The sequence below is a fragment of the Pseudomonas sp. AN-1 genome (assembly GCF_034057115.1).
GTDB lineage: Bacteria > Pseudomonadota > Gammaproteobacteria > Pseudomonadales > Pseudomonadaceae > Geopseudomonas.
On the sequence record NZ_CP139195.1, the window covers coordinates 579,527 to 598,601 of the forward strand.

At 70.5% G+C, this 19,075-nt stretch carries 9 protein-coding genes and 1 pseudogene; 3 read left to right on the forward strand and 7 right to left on the reverse strand.

Annotated elements, in window-relative coordinates:
• The first annotated feature begins 187 nt into the window (after nucleotides 1–187).
• Nucleotides 188–1,879 (forward strand): autotransporter assembly complex family protein, encoded by a 1,692-nt coding sequence (locus SK095_RS02635; protein ID WP_320548860.1) that lies wholly within the window; start codon nucleotides 188–190, stop codon nucleotides 1,877–1,879.
• Nucleotides 1,876–5,541, forward strand: coding sequence for a translocation/assembly module TamB domain-containing protein (locus tag SK095_RS02640; protein WP_320547748.1), 3,666 nt, complete (start codon nucleotides 1,876–1,878; stop codon nucleotides 5,539–5,541). The genes SK095_RS02635 and SK095_RS02640 overlap by 4 nt, the downstream gene beginning before the upstream one ends.
• A gap of 16 nt (nucleotides 5,542–5,557) precedes the next feature.
• On the opposite strand, the gene SK095_RS02645 is transcribed toward SK095_RS02640, so the two are convergent.
• From SK095_RS02645 to SK095_RS02655, 3 genes are read right to left on the reverse strand one after another with little or no spacing between them, the layout of a single operon-like run.
• Entirely contained in the window at nucleotides 5,558–7,660 is a 2,103-nt protein-coding gene (locus SK095_RS02645; RefSeq protein WP_320547749.1) for a putative bifunctional diguanylate cyclase/phosphodiesterase, read from the reverse strand.
• Nucleotides 7,657–8,094 carry a response regulator gene (locus tag SK095_RS02650; protein WP_320547750.1) on the reverse strand — a complete coding sequence of 146 codons (438 nt, stop codon included), beginning with the start codon at nucleotides 8,092–8,094 and terminating at the stop codon, nucleotides 7,657–7,659. The genes SK095_RS02645 and SK095_RS02650 overlap by 4 nt, the downstream gene beginning before the upstream one ends.
• A 7-nt stretch (nucleotides 8,095–8,101) precedes the next feature.
• Entirely contained in the window at nucleotides 8,102–10,372 is a 2,271-nt protein-coding gene (locus SK095_RS02655) for a sensor histidine kinase (RefSeq protein ID WP_320547751.1), read from the reverse strand.
• A gap of 141 nt (nucleotides 10,373–10,513) precedes the next feature.
• Here SK095_RS02655 and SK095_RS02660 point away from each other — a divergent pair, with 141 nt between their 5' ends.
• Nucleotides 10,514–10,681: a hypothetical protein gene (locus SK095_RS02660; protein ID WP_168772458.1), complete on the forward strand. Its 168-nt coding sequence runs from the start codon at nucleotides 10,514–10,516 to the stop codon at nucleotides 10,679–10,681.
• 24 nt (nucleotides 10,682–10,705) lie between these two features.
• On the opposite strand, the gene ftsH is transcribed toward SK095_RS02660, so the two are convergent.
• The 4 genes and pseudogenes from ftsH to mgtA form a co-directional block, all read right to left on the reverse strand.
• Nucleotides 10,706–12,523, reverse strand: a complete 1,818-nt coding sequence (ftsH, locus tag SK095_RS02665) for an ATP-dependent zinc metalloprotease FtsH (RefSeq protein WP_320547752.1) — start codon at nucleotides 12,521–12,523, stop codon at nucleotides 10,706–10,708.
• A gap of 278 nt (nucleotides 12,524–12,801) precedes the next feature.
• Nucleotides 12,802–13,920 carry a CapA family protein gene (locus SK095_RS02670; protein ID WP_320547753.1) on the reverse strand — a complete coding sequence of 373 codons (1,119 nt, stop codon included), beginning with the start codon at nucleotides 13,918–13,920 and terminating at the stop codon, nucleotides 12,802–12,804.
• Nucleotides 13,921–13,979: 59 nt separating this feature from the next.
• Nucleotides 13,980–16,400 carry an ATP-binding protein gene (locus SK095_RS02675; protein WP_320547754.1) on the reverse strand — a complete coding sequence of 807 codons (2,421 nt, stop codon included), beginning with the start codon at nucleotides 16,398–16,400 and terminating at the stop codon, nucleotides 13,980–13,982.
• A 111-nt stretch (nucleotides 16,401–16,511) separates the two neighbouring features.
• A pseudogene (mgtA, locus tag SK095_RS02680) lies at nucleotides 16,512–19,073 on the reverse strand (magnesium-translocating P-type ATPase); the annotation flags it as partial.
• Nucleotides 19,074–19,075: the final 2 nt, after the last annotated feature.

The window sequence follows — 19,075 nt, forward strand, 5'->3', positions numbered from 1 at the left end:
CGGTTGGCGGCCCTTGGCGCCGATCTCCTCCGCTTGTCCGGTAATCCGCGAGGGCCGTGCTAGGATCGGCGGCATGAAAAGCATCTTCCCGTCATCCGTCGCGGCGCTGCTCGCCCCGTTGGCCGGCATTCGGTTGGGCGGCATACCGTTGCGCGGCACCCTGCTGGGCGGCATACCGCTGGCCGGCATGCTGATGTTCGGCACTCCACTGGCCGCGGCGGCCGAGCTGGAGGTCCTGATCTCGCCCCGCAGCAAGGCGCTGCGCGAAAACGTCGAGGCGCACATCGGCGATCTCGGCAAGCGCGACGCCGCCAGCCTGCAGCGCTTCTCCCGTCACGCCGAGCGCGAGGCGCTGCGGGCGCTGCAGGCCCTCGGTCGCTACCGGGCGAAGATCCGCAGCGAGGTGATCGAGAGTGGCGACGAGCCGGTGCTGCGCCTGCACATCGAGCAGGGCGAGCCGGTGCGCCTGCGCACGGTCGAGATCCGCGTGGAGGGCGAGGCGGCGCAGTTCCCGCGCTTTCGCCTGCCGCGCAGCGACCGGCTGGCGCCGGGGGCGGTGCTCGACCACGGCGCCTACGAGGACGCCAAGCGGCTGATCCGCAACCGCGCGCTGCGCTTCGGCTTCTTCGACGGTCGCTTCGTCGAACAGAGCCTGCTGGTCGACCCCGACGCCGGGGTGGCCGACATTCGCCTGGTCTACCAGAGCGGCCCGCGCTATCACCTCGGCAGCGTGCAGTTCGAGGGCGATACGCCATTCGACGACGATCTGCTGGCGCGCATGGTGCCGTTCCAGCCCGGCACGGCCTACGACTCCGACCTGATCGGCGAGCTGAACCGCGCGCTGGTGTCGAGCAACTACTTCGAGGACGTGCGGGTGGACGCCACGCCCGAGAGCGCCGCGGACCACACCATTCCGGTGCAGGTGCGCCTGCAGGCGCGCAAGCCGCGCACCCTGGCCGCCGGTGCCGGCTACTCCACCGACGTCGGACCGCGCCTGCGTGGCACCTGGACCCGTCACTGGCGCGGCGCGGCGGGCCACCGGCTGGGCAGCGACTTCGAGTTCTCCGCGCCGCGGCAGAGCCTCGGCACCTGGTACGAGATCCCCCTCGATCCGCCGCTGACCGAGAGCCTGCGTTTCACCGCCGGTTACCAGAAGGAGGATCTGGTGGACACCCGGAGCGAGCGTCTGACCCTGGGCGCCCAGTGGCAGCACCTGCCGGAGCGCGAGTGGCAGCGCATCGTCTCGCTGCGCTGGGAGCAGGAGCGCTACACCACCGGCGAGGATGAAGGACGCAGCTCCCTGCTGCTGCCGGGGATCGGCTTCAGCCGCACGGTCAGCGACCACAAGGTCGATCCCAGCCGCGGCTGGCGCCTGCAGGCCGACCTGACCGGCGCCAGCCGCAGCCTGCTGTCGGATACCGACCTGCTGCACCTGGTCATGCAGGCCAAGGGCCTGACCACCTTCGCCGGCGGCCATCGCCTGCTCGGCCGGATGCAGCTGGGCGGCATCGCCACCAACGACTTCGCGGCCATCCCGCCGTCGCTGCGCTTCTTCGCCGGCGGCGACCAGAGCGTGCGCGGCTACGACTACCAGACCCTGTCGCCGCGCGACAGCGAGGGCGAGCGCGTCGGCGGCCGCTACCTGGTGGTCGGCAGCCTGGAGTACCAGTACCCGCTGCGCGACCGCTGGCGCCTGGCCACCTTCGTCGACCACGGCAACGCCATCGACGACTTCAGCGACCCGCTGAAGACCGGTGTCGGCATCGGCGTGCGCTGGGTGTCGCCGGTCGGCCCGATCCGCCTCGACCTGGCCCACGCCCTCGATCACGACGAGGGCTCGGGCTTTCGCATCCACTTCTCCATGGGGCCGGAACTGTGAGGAGATTGCTGCGCCGACTCGGCGCTGCCGGGTTGCTCCTGCTGGCGCTTCTGGCCGGCCTGCTCGCCCTGCCGGCCAGCGAGTCCGGCAGCCGCTGGCTGCTCGGCCGGGTGCCGGGGCTGGCGCTGGAGGACTTCCGGGGCCGGCTGTTCGGCGACTGGAGCGCGGGCGCGCTGCGCTGGCAGTCGGGCGAAACGCGCGTGGCGGTCGAGCAGCTGCGGGTGGGTAACCGCCTGGCCTGCCTGCGCCAGCGCCTGCTGTGCCTCGACGAGCTGAGCGCCACGCGCCTGCAGCTGGAGCTGCCGCCGGCCGAGGAGGCCAGCGCCGAGCCGCTCAGTCTGCCGGATATCCGCCTGCCGCTGGGCGTGGCCATCCAGCGTCTGCAGCTGGGCAGCCTGGAGATCAACGGCGCGCAGCAGCTGCACGACCTGGCGCTGGCCGCCCGCCTGGACGCCGGCGGCCTGCAGCTGTCCGCCGTCGACCTGCAGCGCCCCGACCTGCGCCTGACCCTCAGCGAGCTGAGCCTGCAGCCGCAGGGCGACTGGCCGCTGCGCGCGCGCGCCAGCCTGCAGCTGCCGCCAGTGGACGAGCGGCCCTGGCAGCTCGACCTGCAGCTGGACGGCCGCCTGCTGCAGCGCCTCGAGCTGACGGCGCGCAGCCAGGGCTACCTGAACGGCGAGCTCACCGGCTGGCTGCAGCCGCTGGCGGAAGGGCTGCCGCTGGAGCTGCAGCTGAGCGCCACGGACTTTCACGCCCTGACCAGCCTGCCGCCGAGCCTGCAGTTCCGCTCGCTCGGCCTGACCGCCCGCGGCACCCTGAGCGAGGGCTATGCGCTGGACGGCAGCGCCAGCCTGGCCGGCGCCGAACAGCCGGTGGCCCTGGCGCTGCGCGGCACCCTGGATGCCGGCGGCGCCCGGGTCGAGCACCTGCGCCTGCAGGATGCCGCCGGCGAAACCCTGCAGCTCGCCGGCCGCCTCGACTGGCGCGAGGCCTTCGCCGCCGAGCTGACCCTCGCGGGCGGCGCCTTCGCCTGGCAGCAGCTGTATCCGCAGCCCGGCGTGGAGCTGCAGCTCCAGCAGCTGCAGGCGGCATTCAGCTACGCAGACAGCCGCTACCGGGGCGACTTCGACGTCCGCCTGCTCAGCCCGGCCGGGCCGCTGCGCCTGTCCAGCCCGCTGCAGGGCGACGGCGGCCAGCTGCAGCTCCCGCAGCTGCGCCTGGAGGCCGGCAAGGGCCGGGCGCAGGGCGAGTTGGCGCTGACCTTCGCCGAAGCCTTCGGCTGGCAGACGCGCCTGCAGCTGGCCGAGCTCGATCCGGCCTACTGGCTCAGGGAGCTGCCCGGGCGCATCGGCGGCCAGTTGGCCAGCAACGGCGAGCTGCGCGACGGCCGCCTGCAGCTCGAAGCCGACTGGACGCTGGACGGTCAGCTACGCCAGCAGCCGCTGGCGCTCAGGGGCAAGCTGCAGGGCGAGGATAAGCGCTGGCAACTGCCCGAGCTGGCCCTGCGCCTGGGCGACAACCGCATCGACGGCCGCGGCGTCTGGGGCGAGAAGCTGGAGGGCCAGTTCAGGCTGGCGCTGGCGCGCCTCGACCAGCTGTGGCCCGGGTTGCGCGGCCAGGCTGGCGGCGAACTCCGGCTCGCCGGTACCCCGGCCGCGCCGCAGGGCAGTCTGGCGCTGCAGGGCAGCGGCCTGGCCTACCAGCAGCAGCGCCTGTCCCAGCTGAGCCTCGACGCCCGCCTCGACGCCCGCCAGCACGCCAGCGTGCAACTGGACGCCCGCGGCCTGCGCAGCGGCGACACGGATTTCGGCCAGCTGGCGCTCAAGGGCAGCGGCAGCCTGCCGCGGCACAGCGTCGAGCTGAGCCTCGACGGCGAGCCGCTGCGCCTGGCGCTGGCCCTGAGCGGCGGCCTTGACCGCCAGCAGGACTGGCGCGGCAGCCTGAGCCGCGGCAGCCTCGCCGCCGCCGGTTTCGACTGGCAGCTGCAGCGCCCGGCCAGCCTGGAGCGCAGCGCCGCCGGGCGCATCACCCTGGGCGCCCATTGCTGGCAGTCGCAGGAGGCCAGCCTGTGCGCCGACAGCCAGCGTCTGCTGCCCGATCCGCAGCTGCGCCTGCGCCTGCGCGACTTCGACCTGGCGCGCCTGCGCGAGAGCCTGCCGCGCGGCACGGCGCTGGTCGGCCGGGTCAATGGCGACCTGCGCCTCGACCTGCCGGCCGGCGGCCCCGACGGCGAGCTGCGCCTGGATGCCGGCAGCGGCCAGCTGCGCATCCGCGAGCGTGGCCAGTGGCTGGAGATTCCCTACCGGCAGCTGCTGCTCACCAGCCGGCTGCGCCCGCAGCGGATCGACAGCCGGCTGCTCCTGTCCGGCCCGATCCTCGGCGCGCTGGAGCTGGAGGCGCGCATCGACCCGCGGCCGCAGGACAAGCCGTTGTCCGGCAGCTTCCGCCTCGACGGTCTCGACCTCGCCCTGGCGCGGCCCTTCGCCCGCCAGGTCGAGCGCATCGAGGGGCGCATCGACGGCGGCGGGCGGCTGTCCGGCAGCCTGCTGGCGCCGGTGGTCGACGGCCGCGTGCAGCTGCGCGACGGCCACCTCAGTGGCGGCGAGCTGCCGCTGACCTTCGAGCAGCTGCAGCTGGCCCTGCAGATCGACGGCCAGCAGGCCCGGCTCGACGGCAGCTGGCGCAGCGGCGAGCAGGGGCAGGGCAGCATCGCCGGCAACCTGGGCTGGGCCGGCGCGCCGCAGATGGACCTGCAGATCCGCGGCAGCCGCCTGCCGGCGGTGGTCGAGCCCTACGCCAGCCTCGAGGTCGAGCCCGACCTGCAGCTCGGCCTGCGCGACAACCGCCTCAGTCTCGGCGGTCGGGTGGCGGTGCCGCGCGGGCGGATCACCGTGCGCGAACTGCCGGCGCAGGCGGTCAAGGTGTCCGAGGATGCGCGGGTCGTCGGCGAGCAGCCGGCGCCGTCCAGCGCACCGGATCTGCAGATGGACCTGCGCCTGGCCATCGGCGAGGACCGCCTGCGCTTTTCCGGCTTCGGCCTGACCGCCGACCTCAGGGGCAACCTGCGCCTGCGCGACAACCTCGACAGCCGCGGCACCCTGCGCCTGGAGAACGGCCGCTATCGCGCCTACGGCCAGCGCCTGACCCTGCGCCGCGCGCGGCTGATCTTCGCCGGGCCCATCGACCAGCCGCTGCTGGACATCGAGGCGATCCGCGAGGTGGGCGACGTCACCGCCGGCCTGCGCATCAGCGGCCGCGCCGACGAGCCGCTCAGCGAGGTGTTCTCCGAGCCGGCGATGAGCCAGGAGCAGGCGCTGTCCTACCTGGTGCTCGGTCGTGCACCGGGCAGCGGTGGCGACCAGAACATGGTCAACCAGGCCGCCCTGGCCCTCGGCCTGGCCGGCGGTGCCCCGGTGGCCGGGGCCATCGCCGAGCGCCTGGGCATCAGCGACTTCCTGCTGGAAAGCGAGGGTTCCGGTACGGACAGCAGCATGGTCGCCAGCGGCTACCTCTCCGAGAAGCTCAGTCTGCGCTATGGCGTCGGCGTGTTCGAACCGGTCAACGTCTTCGCCCTGCGCTACCAGCTGAGCAAGAAGCTCTACCTGGAGGCGGCCAGCGGCCTGGCCAGTTCGCTGGACCTGTTCTACAAGCGCGACTACTAGCGTCGGCCCGGCCGTCTCAGGCGCTCTTCAGGCCGCGCAGGTAGGCTTCCAGCTGGGAGTAGGGCATCGGCCGGGCGTACAGGTAGCCCTGGAAGGCGTCGCACAGGTTGCGGCGGAGGAACTCGGCCTGTTCGGTGGTTTCCACGCCCTCGGCCACCACCTTGAGGTCCAGGTGGTGAGCCATGGAGATGATGCCCTGGGTGATGGCGGCATCGCGCTGGTCGCTGATCAGCTCGTGGACGAAGGAGCGGTCGATCTTCACCTTGTCGATCGGCAGGTCCTTGAGGTAGCTCAGGCTGGAGTAGCCGGTACCGAAGTCGTCGAGGGCGATGCCGACGCCGAGGGCCTTGAGTTCGCGGAGCAACTGGATGGCCCGCTCGGCGTCCTTGAGCAGCACGGTTTCGGTGATCTCCAGCTCCAGCAGGTGCGCCGGCAGGCCGCTGTACTCCAGCGAGCGCTGCACGGTGCCGACGAAGTCCTGGCGCAGGAAATGCACCGCCGAGATGTTCACCGACACCACGCCGGCGGCCAGGCCCTGGTCGAGCAGGCGGCGCTGGTGGCTGCAGGCGGTGACCAGCACCCACTGGCTGATCGGGACGATCTGCCCGGTATCCTCGGCCACCGGGATGAAGCGCAGCGGCGAGATCGACCCGCGCTCGGCGTGCGGCCAGCGCAGCAGGGCCTCGCAGCCGAGCAGCGCGCCCGTGCGCGCGTCGATCTGCGGCTGGTAGTGCAGCTCGAAGTTCAGCCCCTCGATGGCCTTCTGCAGCTCGTTGCGCAGGGTCATGCGCTCGCTGACTTCCTGGTTGAGGTGCTCGGTGTACCACTGGTAGTTGTTGCGGCCGTGCTGCTTGGCCTGGTACATGGCCAGGTCGGCTTCCTGGATCAGCTTCACCGGCTGCTCGATCTCGCCGTTGCTGACGGTGATGCCGATGCTGGCGGTGACGTGCAGCTCCAGTTCGTTGAACTGGTAGGGGCGGGCGATGCTGTGGATCAGCCGCTCGGCGACCAGCAGGGCATCCTCGCCGTGGGCCAGGTCGGGCAGCACCACCACGAACTCGTCGCCGCCGAGCCGGGCGAGGGTGTCGCCGGGGCGGATCTGCGCGGCCATGCGCTGGGCCACCTCGACCAGGATGCGGTCGCCGATGGCGTGGCCGAGGGTGTCGTTGATCGGCTTGAAGCCGTCGAGGTCGATCAGCATCACCGCCAGCTCGCGGGTGTAGCGCCGGGCGATCTGGCAGCCCTGCAGCAGACGGTCCTCCAGCAGCGAGCGGTTGGGCAGGCCGGTGAGCACGTCGTGGCTGGCGTTGTAGGCCAGCTCCGACTCGAAGCGCTTGCGCTCGGAAATGTCGTTCTGCACGCCGATGAAGTGGGTCACCAGGCCGTGTTCGTCCGGCACCGGGGCGATGTACAGGTCGTTCCAGAAGGCGCTGCCGTCCTTGCGGAAATTGCGCAGCACCACGTGCACCTCGCGCTGCTCGGTCATGCAGCGGCGGATCTCGTTGACGCCCGGCTGGCGGGTTTCGCTGCCCTGCAGGAGCCTGCAGTTGCGCCCCAGCACCTCGTGGGCGCGGTAGCCGGTGATGCGCTCGAAGGCCGGGTTGACGTAGATGATCGGCTGGTCCGGGGCGAGGGCATCGACGATCACCACGCCGTTGTAGCTGGCTTCCAGGCAGCGCTGCAGCAGTGCCGCGCGGCTGTTGCTGCGGCCCAGGCGCTCGCTGGCGCTGGCGCGCTCCAGGGCGTAGCGGATGCTGCGTCCGAGCAGGCGGCCGTCGAACTGGCCCTTGACCAGGTAGTCCGCCGCACCCAGTTCCAGGGCGCGGGCATCCAGCTCGCTGTCGTCCTGGCCGGTGAGCAGGATCAGCGGCTGGTGCATGCCCCGGGCGCTGGCGTGGCGCACCAGTTCCAGCCCGGAGTCGGCGCCCAGCCGGTAGTCGATCAGGTAGAGATCGTATGCACCCTCGTCGAGGGCGCTGAGGCCGCGCTCGAAGCTGTCCACCCAGTCGAGGACGTAGTTCAGCTTGCCGGCCTGGCGCAGCAGGTCGCGGATGATGAGGAAATCGTCCTCGTCGTCTTCGATCAGCAGCAGGTGCAGCGGGCGCTCGGTTGGGCTCATGAAGGTTGCGGCTCCGGGGGCAGTGCGTCGGTGGCCAGCCAATGGTCGCCGAGCCGGCGCACCACGTCGAGCAGACCGCTGTAGCTGCTGGGCTTGCCGATGACGGCGTCGGCGCCGGCCTCCAGGCAGCGCTGCGCCTCCTCCTCGGCGGCGGTGCTGAGGATCACCACCGGAATCCGGCACAGCCGGGCATCCCCCTTGAGGGCGAGCAGGGCCTCGTGGCCGTCGAGGCGTGGCATGTTCAGGTCGAGAAGAATCAGTGCGGGCAGCGGCTGCCTGGCATCGCTGGAGCGCTGCAGGCTGTCGAGCAACTGCTCGCCGTCCTCGGCGAAGTGCAGCGGGTTGGGCAGCAGGCTGTCGCGGAAGGCCTCGCGAAGCAGCAGGCGATCGTCGGCATCGTCGTCGGCGATCAGCACGGGCAGGGCATTCGACATGGTCGCTTCACTCCTTGTCGGACCGGTGGAAGGTGACGCAGAAACAGGCCCCCCGGCCCGGCTGGCTGCGGGCGGTGAGGCGGGCGCCGTGGCGCTCGGCGATCTTCCTGGCGATGGCCAGGCCGATCCCGGTGCCGGGGTAGGCCTGGCGGCCGTGCAGGCGCTGGAACGGCTGGAAGATGCGCTCCAGGTACTTTTCGTCGAAGCCGATGCCCCGGTCGCTGATACACAGGCTCCATTCTCCGCTGCCCTGTCGTTCAGCATAGATGCGGATAACTGGCGCTTCCCCGGGCTTGTGGAACTTGAGCGCGTTGCTCAGCAGGTTCTGCAACAGCTGGCGCAGCTGCGAGGGGTCGCCGTGCACCATGGGCAGCGGTTCGCGTTGCAGCTGCGCACCGCTGCACTCCAGCGTTCCCTCCAGGTCCTGCAGCACTTCGTCGAGCAGCGGGTCGAGCGCTACCGGCACGAAAGGCTGGCGCCGGGTGTTGAGCCGCGAGTAGGCCAGCAGGTCGCGGATCAGCGCCTGCATGCGGCCGGCGGCGGCGCCCATGCGCTGCAGGTAGTCGCGGCCCTGCTCGTCGAGGCCGCTGGCGTGGCTGGTCAGGCGGTCCGCGAAGGTCTGGATCTTGCGCAGCGGCTCCTGCAGGTCGTGGGAGGCGACGAAGGCGAATTCCTCCAGCTCGCGGTTGCTGCGCTCCAGCTCGGCCAGGGTGTTGCGGTGCTCGATGGCCACCGCGGCCAGCTGGCTGGCGGTCGCCACCAGTGCCTGCAGCTCGGCGTCCACCTGCATCGGCTGGCGCCGGTAGATGGCGAAGGTGCCGAGCAGCTCGCCGTTGCCGGCCAGCAGCGGCGTCGACCAGCAACTGTACAGGCCCTCGGCCGCGGCCAGCTGGTGGAAGCCTTTCCAGCGCCGGTCGTGGGGAATGTCCTCGACCAGCACAGGCTGGCGGCGGTAGGCAGCGGTGCCGCAGGCGCCGATGTCCTCGCCGATGGGCAGGCTGGCGATGGCCTGGCTGTAGCGTTCGCCGAGACTGGGGGCGGCGCCCAGGGTCAGGCGCTGGCCGCTGGGGTCGACCTGGTACACCGAGCTGAGCACTCCCGGCGCCTGCTGCTCGATCAGCAGGCAGATCTCGCGCAGGATCAGCTCCGCTGGCTGCAGGGTGGAGATCATGCCGAGGATGTGCCGCTGCCCCTCGGTGTAGCGCTGCTGCTCGGCGAGGCGTCCGGCCTGCCGCTGGGCCAGCCAGGCCAGGCGCAGGCTGAACATCAGCAGGCCGCTGAGCAGCAGGCCGCCGAGCAGCACCAGCAGCGCCAGGCGCTGGCTGTCGGCCGTATCGCGTGCGTCGTTCAGGTAGGTGGTCAGGGTCCAGCGCGGTGCCCGGGCGAGGTCGATTTCGCGGGTGCCGACCGGGGTGGCCCGTGGTGTGTCGCCTGCGGTGCCGCCGAGCAGCAGCTGTTCGCCCTCGCGGACCTCGACGACGAAGTCGCCGGTGCCGCCCGCGAGCAGCTCGGCCAGCGCGTGGTGCAGGTCGAGGCTGGCCACCACCAGCCGTACCGGCTCGCCGGGCAGGTGCAGCGGTACGGCCACCAGCGCCATCGGCGGCGTGCCGGGGCGCAGCAGGGCAGGGCTCAGTCGTGGCTCGCGGCCGCCGCGCACCTGTTCAAGCCAGGCCTGCCGGGCGGGGTCGGCGATGAAGCTGTCGAGCCAGGCGCCGGCCGAGGGCATGCGCGTCTGGCTGCGGCTGACCTGCAGGCGCTCGTCGAGGAGGGCGATCAGCGTGAAGCCGGGCAGGTCGCGCAGGTAGCTGTCGGTTTCCTGCAGCCAGAACGTCGGGGCCGGCAGCTGGTCCAGGGCTTCCCAGCGCTCGCCCATGCGCTGCAGCAGCGCCAGGCGGCTGGCGATGGCCTCTTGGCTGGCGTTGTCCAGACGCGACAGCAGCAGGTCGCTCTGGTCGGTCAGGCTGCGGGCGTTCTGCAGGCCGAGCAGGTACCAGCTGCCGATCGACAGCAACACGGCGCCCAGTCCGGCCAGCAGGGTGCGGCGATCCAGGCGGCCATCGCGCGGTGCCGGCTGACTGTGCCATAGCCACAGGCCGACTAGGCTGGCGGCCAGCAGGCCCAGGCCGAGATGTGCCATGCTGCTACCCGGTAGCATCAGGGGATGCAGTGCGGGGGCGGGGCGCAGCAGGGTGTCCAGCAGGCCGAGGCCGCCGCCGGCCAGCAGGGCGAAGGCGAGGGTATGCAGGCAGGCTTGTAACAGTATGTGGCGATTATCCATCGGCGGAAAAGGAGCCTTGCGTCGCTCTCGTGGCGCCGATCATGTCGGCTTCACCTCAGGCTGGCAACCCGGATGCTCCACAGGGCCGCGGTAGCCCCGGGCGACCCGGGGCAGGAACGATTCTTCAGGGAGAACCACGACATGATCGATTTCCGTTGCAAGCATTGCCGCCATTCGACGCGACTGCTCGCATCCATATGCCTCCACTGCGGCACCAGTCGCCCTGCCGCGCGGGGCTGGCATGTTCCCGCGCTGATCGTCCTGCTGGCCCCGCTCGTCTACGGCCTGCTGCTGAGCCTCCTGCGCTGAGGCGTGCTGCCTGCCGGGGCTGCGTCAGCCGGCATCGCCCGCCGCGGCCGGCCGCAGCGGCGGGAAGTCCTCGGGGGTGATGGTCTCGCGTTCGAGCAGCAGGCGGGCGCCTGCGTCCAGTTCGCTGCGCCTTTGCTGGAGAATCTCGCCGGCGCGGCGGTAGGCCTTGTCGATCAGTTGGCGGACCGCGAGATCGACCTCCCGCGCGGTCTGCTCGGAGTAGTCCTTCTCGCGCATGGCGATCACGCTGTCGCCGAGGAAACTGTTGCTCTGGCGCTCCAGCACGGCCTGGCCGAGGTCCGGGCTCATGCCGAAGCGGGTGACGATCTGCCGGGCGATATCGGTGACCTTGGCCAGATCGTCGGCGGCGCCGGTGGATATCTCGCCGAACACCAGTTGTTCCGAGGCTCGACCGGCGAGCAGCACCACCATGCGGTCCTTCAGTTCGTTGAGGGTGATCAGGAAGCGGTCGTCGGTGGGGCGCTGCAGGGTATAGCCGAGGGCGCCGATCGAGCGGGGGATGATCGACACCTTGTGGACCGGGTCCATGCCGGGCAGGGTGCTGGCGACCAGGGCGTGGCCCATCTCGTGGTAGGCCACCACCTCGCGCTCGTGGGGTTGCAGCAGGCGGCCGCGGCGCTCGGCGCCGGCGACGATGCGTTCCACCGCGCGGGTGAAGTCGTCCATGCCGACCTTCTCGGCATTGCGCCGGGTGGCGAGGATGGCCGCCTCGTTGATCAGGTTGGCCAGGTCGGCGCCGGTGAAACCGGGGGTGATGCCGGCGACCTGGTCGAGGTCGACGTCGGCGGCGACCTGGATGCGCTTGACGTGCACCCTGAGGATGGCCATCCGTCCCTTGCGGTCCGGGCGGTCGACGACGATCTGGCGGTCGAAGCGCCCGGCGCGCAGCAGTGCCGGGTCGAGGATCTCCGGGCGGTTGGTGGCGGCCAGCAGCACCACGCCCTCGCGCGGGTCGAAGCCGTCCAGCTCGGCGAGCAGCTGGTTGAGGGTCTGTTCCTTCTCGTCGTTGCCGCCGAAGGCGCCGACGCCGCGGGCCTTGCCGAGGGCGTCCAGTTCGTCGATGAAGATGATGCAGGGTGCCGCCTTGCGTGCCTGCTCGAACAGATCGCGCACCCGCGCGGCGCCGACGCCGACGAACATCTCGACGAACTCGGAGCCGGAGATGGAGAAGAAGGGCACGCCGGCCTCGCCGGCCACCGCCTTGGCCACCAGGGTCTTGCCGGTGCCGGGCGGGCCGACCAGCAGGATGCCTTTGGGAATGCGTGCACCGAGGCGGCTGTATCTGGGCTGGTCCTTGAGGAAGGAGACGATCTCCTCCAGCTCGGCCTTGGCCTCGTCGATGCCGGCGACGTCGTCGAAGGTCACCCCGGTGTCGCGTTCGACGTACACCTTGGCCTTGGACTTGCCGACGCTGACCAGCCCGCCGAGCCCCTGCTTGTCGGTCAGGCGACGGAACAGGAAGCTCCAGAAGGCGAAGATCAGCACCAGCGGCAGCAGCCAGGACAGCAGGTTGGAGAGGGCGGTGTTTTCCCGGACCGCGCTGAACTTGGCCCCGGCCGCCGCCAGCTCCTCGGCCAGTGCCGGATCGACGCGGTTGGTCACGAAGCTGCTGCGATTGTTGATCGGCTCCAGCAGTTTGCCGCTGATCTGCTGGTTGTTGATGCTGAGTTCGCTCAGCTTGCCTTCCTTGAGCAGCTTGAGAAACTCGCTGTAGGCGATCGGCTCCACCGCCTGCCGCTCGGCCCACCAGCCCTGGAACATCAGCAGCATGCTGAAGGCCAGCAGGAAGTACCAGGCGTTCCATTGAAACTTCTTGTCCATGCCGCACCCCGCTCGACGCATATCGCCTGTGCAGGATAGACCCTGTGCCGCGCCGAAGGCTTGCGCGGCAGCAAGCCAAGGCATGACACAGGGTCTCGGGAGGATGATTTCATGTTCGACGTTTAACATAATGAAATTTGGGAGAGTAAATCTATCCATCCCTACGTGCAAAAAACACAGTAATCAGCGGAGTAGAGGGTAGCGTGGCGGGTGCCGGACACAGAAGAGGTGTCCGGCGCCTGAGCTGCCGGTGAGTCAGGCTGATGCCCTGCGCATGCTCACGGCGACCAACCGAGGGCGAAGGCGCCATCCTCCTGGACGTGCACGTGGCAACCGAGCTGGGCGCACTCGCGTCCCAGGGTGTCGTACAGCCAGCGGCGGTCGACGCCCTCGGCGCGCTCGATGCGCAGATGCTGCAGGCGCGTCGGCACCATCTCCAGCGCCTGCAGGCGGCCGTCGTCGTGCAGGCGGGCGAAATACAGCAGACCCAGCTCGCCGCGGAAGGTGGCATGACCCTCGATGCCTTCGTAATCGTTGAGGCGGTCGCCGCAGCCGTAGAGGATCAGCCGGCCGCGGTGCACCTCGATGCCCTTGATGTGGTGCGAGGAATGGCCGTGGATCAGGTCCGCGCCGGCCTGCTCGATCAGGCCGTGGGCGAAGGCGCGCTGCTCGGTGGAGATGGCGAAGTTCCAGTTGTCGCCCCAGTGCAGGGAGACCAGCACGCGGTCGCCGTTCTGCCGGGCCGCGCGGATCAGGCCGGCCACGCGGGCCAGGCTGCGCGGCGACAGGTCGTCCAGCCGCGCCACGCCGGACTGGTGCGGACCGGCCGCCCACCAGGGGGGGATGCCGCTGTCCGGCAGGCCGAAGGCGAACACCAGCAGCCGTCGTCCGCCGGGCAGCGCCAGCACGGCCGGAGTCTCGGCCGAGTTGCGATCGAGGCCGGCGCCGGTGTGCGGCATGTCGTGGGCGGTGAGGGTTTCGAGGGTGTCGCGCAGCCCGGTTTCGCCCCAGTCCAGCACGTGGTTGTTGGCCAGGACACAGCAGTTGATCCCGGCGGCACGCAGGAAGGGGAAGTTTTCCGGCGTCATGCGGTAGTTGATGCCCTTGGGCTCGGGGCGCCCGTGGCGGGTGATCGCGGTTTCCAGGTTGACCAGGCGTACCTGGGGCTGGCGACGCTGCAGCTCGGCCAGTGCATCGCCCCACACGTAGGCGAAGTCCACCGGGCGCTCGATGGGGCCGCAGTGCCGTTCGGCCAGCGCCACGTAGTCGCGGGCATCATGCACGTAGTCCTCGTAGAGGCGCGGGTCGCCGGGGTGGGGGAGAATCTGGTCGATGCCGCGAGCCGGCATGACGTCGCCGAGAAGGAACAGGCTGAGCGAGGTGTCCGCGCTGGCCATGGGAACCTACCTTGCGGCGGTGAGACCGCCGCACTACCGGTGAATGCGCTCCTTTCCTGTCATTTCTCGGCCTGCCCATTGCCGGCAGGACCGTCCCGTTCGGGGTGAGCGAAACTCTGGCGCAGCTCGCTCAGTTCCCGCAGGCTGGCCTGTACCGCGCCGTTGACCGTGCCGGGGGGAAACTGCCCCGCGGCGTCGGCCACGCCGGCCGGCAGGCCGGTGAGCAGCGCCATGGCCTGCTCGGCATGCTCTACCGCATGCACGTGGAAGCGCCCGGCGGCCACCGCCTCGACTACCTCGCGACGCAGCATCAGGTGCTTGACGTTGCCCAAGGGGATGATCACCCCCTGGCTGCCAGTCAGGCCGCGGGCGGCGCACAGGTCGAAGAAGCCCTCGATCTTCTCGTTGACCCCGCCGATCACCTGCATGCGCCCATGCTGGTCCACCGAGCCGGTGATCGCCAGGTCCTGGCGCAGCGGCAGGCCGGCCAGCGCCGATTGCAGCACGCACAGCTCGGCGGCCGAGGCGCTGTCGCCGTCCACCCCGCCGTAGGACTGCTCGAACACCAGGCTGGCAGCGAACGACAGCGGCATGCGCCCGCCGAAGCGACTGGCCAGGTAGGCACAGAGGATCAGCACGCCCTTGGAGTGCAGGGCGCCGCCCAGCTCCACCTCGCGCTCGATGTCGATCAGCTTGCCGTCGCCCAGGCGCGCCGTGGCGCTGATCCGCGCCGGATGGCCGAAGGCATGGGCGCCGAGCTGCAGCACCGCGAGGCCGTTGATCTGCGCCACGCAGCGGCCGTCGGTGTCGATGTGGCGCAGGTCGCGCAGCGCCGCCTCGAGCATGCGCTCGCGGATCTGGTCGGCGCGGTGCAGGCGCTCGCGCACCGCGCGCTCGACGTCCTCGTGGCGCACCTGCGGGCGCTGCTGTTCTCCGGCCCAGTAGTCGGCCTCGCGCATCAGGTCGAGCAGGTCCTGTAGGTGCAGCGACAGCTTCTCGCCGTCCGCCGCGTCGCGCGCAGCCTGCTCGATCAGCCGCGCCAGCGCGGCGCGGTCGAACGGGCGCAGCTGCTCGCGACGCTGCAGGGTGGCGATCAGCTGGGCGTACAGGCGAGTGTTCTCCGTGCTGCGCGGCAGATCCTCGGCGAAGTCGGCCTCGACCTTGAACAGCAGGGGAAACTCCGGATCGTACTGGGTCAGGAGGTAGTAGAGCAGGCGGTCGCCGATCAGCACCACCTTGACGTCGAGAGGGATCGGATCGGGCTCCAGCGAGATGGTGCTGGCCAGGCTGAGGATCTGCTCCAGCGACTGGATGCGCAGCTCGCGGGCCTGCAGGGCGCGCTTGAGCGCATCCCAGGCGAACGGCGTGGTCAGCAGCTTGCGCGCGTCGAGCAGCAGGTAGCCGCCGTTGGCGCGGTGCAGGGCGCCACCCTTGATCAGGGTGAAGTCGGTGTGCAGGGTGCCCATCTGCGCCTGGTGCTCGATGCGGCCGATCAGGTTCTGGTAGCTGGGGTAGTCCTCGTAGACCAGCGGCGCGCCCTGGCTGCCGCCGTTGTCCACCAGCACGTTGACGAAGTAGCGGTTGAACGGGGTCAGCCGCTGGCGGTCGAGCAGCTTCTCCGCCGGCGCCGAGCCGAAGATCTCCAGGCCCTTCTCGATGATGTCGCGCTTGACCTCGTCGAGGAACGCCGGCACCCCGGCCAGTCGGGCGTGGCGCGCCTCCAGGTCGATGAACTGGCGCTCCACCGTGGCGCGGGTGACCGCTTCGTTGAGCTGGTCGACCTCCTGCTCGTGCGTGCGGCTGGCGGCGGCGGCCTGCTGCAGGGCCTGGCGCAGCACGTGGCGGATACGCTCGGTGCGTTCCTCGATCTGCTGCTTCTCCTCGGCCGGCAGCTTGTCGAAGGCCTCGGCGTCGAGCACCTCGCCATCCTTGAGCGGTGCCAGGGTGAAGCCAGCGGGCGTGCGCAGCAGGATGATCCCGGCGGTGCGCGCCTGGCTCTCGACGCTGCCGAACAGCTCCTCCTCGCGGGCCTTGAAGCGGTCCTTGAGGCCCTGCATGGCGTTGCGGTACTCGTCGCTGTCGAAGGCCGCCGGCAGGGCGGCCAGCAGGCTGCGCACCAGCGCCCGCATATCCGTCTGCAAGCCGCAGCCGGTGCCGGCCGGCAGGCGCAGTACGCGCGGCTTGTGCGGGGTGCGGAAGTTGTTGATGTAGCACCAGTCGCTGGGGGCGGCGATCTGCGCGGCCTGCTGGCCGAGCAGCTGGCGGACGATGGCGTGCTTGCCCAGCCCGGGCGAGCCCATCACGTAGAGGTTGTAGCCCTCGTGGTGGATGCCGACGCCGAAGTGCAGGGCGCCCATCGCCCGCTCCTGGCCGAGGCTGGCCTGCAGGTCGGGCAGCTCGGCGCTGCTGTCGCACTCCAGGGCGTCAGGGTCGCAGGCGTGGTAGAGCTGCTGGGCAGTCAGTTCATGCAGATTCGGCAAGATACGCCTCCTTTGCCGCGCGTGTTCCGGTGAGCATCCCCACTCCATTAAAGATCACCCGTGGCAATTCGACGGGCGGCCTGACCTGTGGGCGCCTGTGCGGTCGCAGCATCAGGGGGAAGCCGTCGGCGGCTGTCCGCGCTGGCGATGGGCGCGGCCGGTCGGATGCCGGTGCCAGCGGTAGAAGTAGCGCTTGAACAGCTCGGAAGCGCCGGCGTACAGCAGGGAGATGCCGAGCAGCGCCAGCAGCACGCCTGGCGGCAGCGGCACCAGCCCGAACCAGGGCGCCAGCGGGCTGTAGGGCAGGGCGAGGGTGACGGCGATCACTGCCAGCGAGCTGCCCAGCAACAGCCGGCCGGGGCGGCTGCTCCAGCAGGGCTTCCAGGTGCGTACCACGAAGATGATGAGGATTTCGGTAAGCAGCGATTCGACGAACCAGCCGGTGCGGAACAGCTCGGCTACCTCGCCGGCGAACCACAGCAGCACGGCGAAGGTGAGCAGGTCGAACAGGCTGCTGACCAGGCCGAAGCCGACCATGAAGTTGCGCACCATGCGCAGGTCCCAGCGGTGCGGCGTACGCTCCCATTCGCGGTCGACCCGGTCGCTGGCGATGCCCAGTGCGGGTATGTCGGAGAGGAAGTTGTTGAGCAGGATCTGCTTGGCCAGCAGCGGCAGGAAGGGCAGGAGCAGCGAGGCCGCGGCCATGCTGATCATGTTGCCGAAATTGGCGCTGGTGGTGATGAAGATGTACTTGAGGGTATTGGCGAAGGTGCGCCGGCCCTCGTCGATGCCCTGGCGCAGCAGATCGAGGTCGTGCCTGAGCAGGACGAAGTCGGCGGCCTCCTTGGCCACGTCCACGGCGTTGTCGACCGAGATGCCGACATCGGCGCTGTGCAGGGCCGGTGCGTCGTTGATGCCGTCGCCGAGAAAGCCGACCACGTGGCCGGTCTTCTGCAGGGCGAGGATGATGCGCTCCTTCTGGTTGGGGTCGACCTCGGCGAACAGCGCCACCCGCGGCGCGAGGTTGAGCAACGCCTCGTCCTTCATCTGCGCCAGCTCGCTGCCGGTGACCACGCGCTCGACGCTCAGGCCCACGGCCTCGGCGACGTGCCGCGCCACCAACTGGTTGTCGCCGGTGATGACCTTCACCTGCACGCCGAGGCGATGCAGGGCAGCGAGGGTCTGCTGCACGCCGGGCTCGGGCGGGTCGAAGAACAGCAGGAAGCCGACGAAGGTCAGGTTTCGCTCCTCAGCCTTGCGGGCATCGGCCGCCATCGTCCGGCAGGCCAGGCCGAGCACCCGGTAGCCCCTGGCGCTCCAGTCGGCGTAGCGGCCGCGGATGGCGGCCAGCGCGGTGTCGTCGAGCGGCGTCTCCCGCGCGCCGTTGCGCACCCAGGCGCAGACCTCGAGCACGCTGTCCAGCGCACCCTTGGTGATGGTCCGCAACGGCCCGGCCGCGCCGTCGCGCGCCAGCACGCTGAGGCGCTTGCGGGTGAAGTCGTAGGGTATCTCGTCGATCTTCCGATAGTCGCCGGCCTGCTCGGGAGCGGCACCCGCCGCCGCGACTATCGCCTCGTCCAGCGGGTTGTGCAGGCCGCTTTGCAGGCTGGCATTCAGCCAGGCCAGGTGCAGCGCGTCGGCGTCGGGCTGGCCGGTGGTATCCAGGGCGCCGTCCAGCTGCACCACGCCACGGGTCAGGGTGCCGGTCTTGTCGGTGCACAGCACGTCCATCGAGCCGAGGTTCTCGATGGCGTTGAGGTGGCGCACGATCACCCCGGCCTGGGCCATGCGCTGGGCGCCCTTGGCCAGGGTGATGCTGAGGATCGCCGGCAGCAGCTCCGGCGACAGGCCCACCGCCAGGGCGATGGCGAACAGCAGGGTGTCGATGGTCGGCCGTTGCAGCAGGATGTTGGCCCCCAGCACCAGCACGGTGATCACCAGCATCACCCGCAGCAACAGATTGCCGAAGTGGCGCAGGCCGCGCTCGAACTCGGTTTCCGGCGGGCGCAGGGTCAGGCTGCGCGAAATCCGCCCGAACTCGCTGTCGGCGCTGCTGCGCACCACCAGCATGCGCGCGCTGCCGCTGCGCAGCGAGGTGCCCATGAACAGGCAGTTGCTGCGCTCGGCCAGGCTCGCGGAGGCGGCGACCGTGCCGGGCTGCTTTTCCACCGGGAAGGTTTCCCCGGTCAGCAGGCCCTGGCTGGCGAAGCAGTTGCGCGCTTCCAGCAGCACGCCATCGGCGGGGATCAGGCTGCCGGCGGACAGCTCGACCACGTCGCCCGGCACCACCTCGGTGACCGGGAGATCCAGCACGCGCCCATCGCGACATACCCGTGCCTGCACCGCGATGCGACGGCGCAGTTGCTCGACGGCATGGGAGGCGCGGTGCTCGTGCCAGGCGCCGAGCAGGGCGCTGCACAGCACGATGGCGAGGATGATCACGGCCTCCAGCCAGTCCTGCACCAGCAGGGCGATGAGGGCCGCGAAGATCAGGATCAGCACCAGCGGGCTGCGCAGCTGCTCCAGCAGCTCGCGGAGAAAGCCCGGCGGCCGGCCCGGCAGGCCGGTGTGCGCCCGGGCCAGCCGTTCGGCGGCCAGCGCGGCGCTCAGGCCCTGGTCGGAGCTGCCCAGCGCGAGCAGCAGCTCGCCGGCCGGTCGGCTCCAGTACTCGGGAG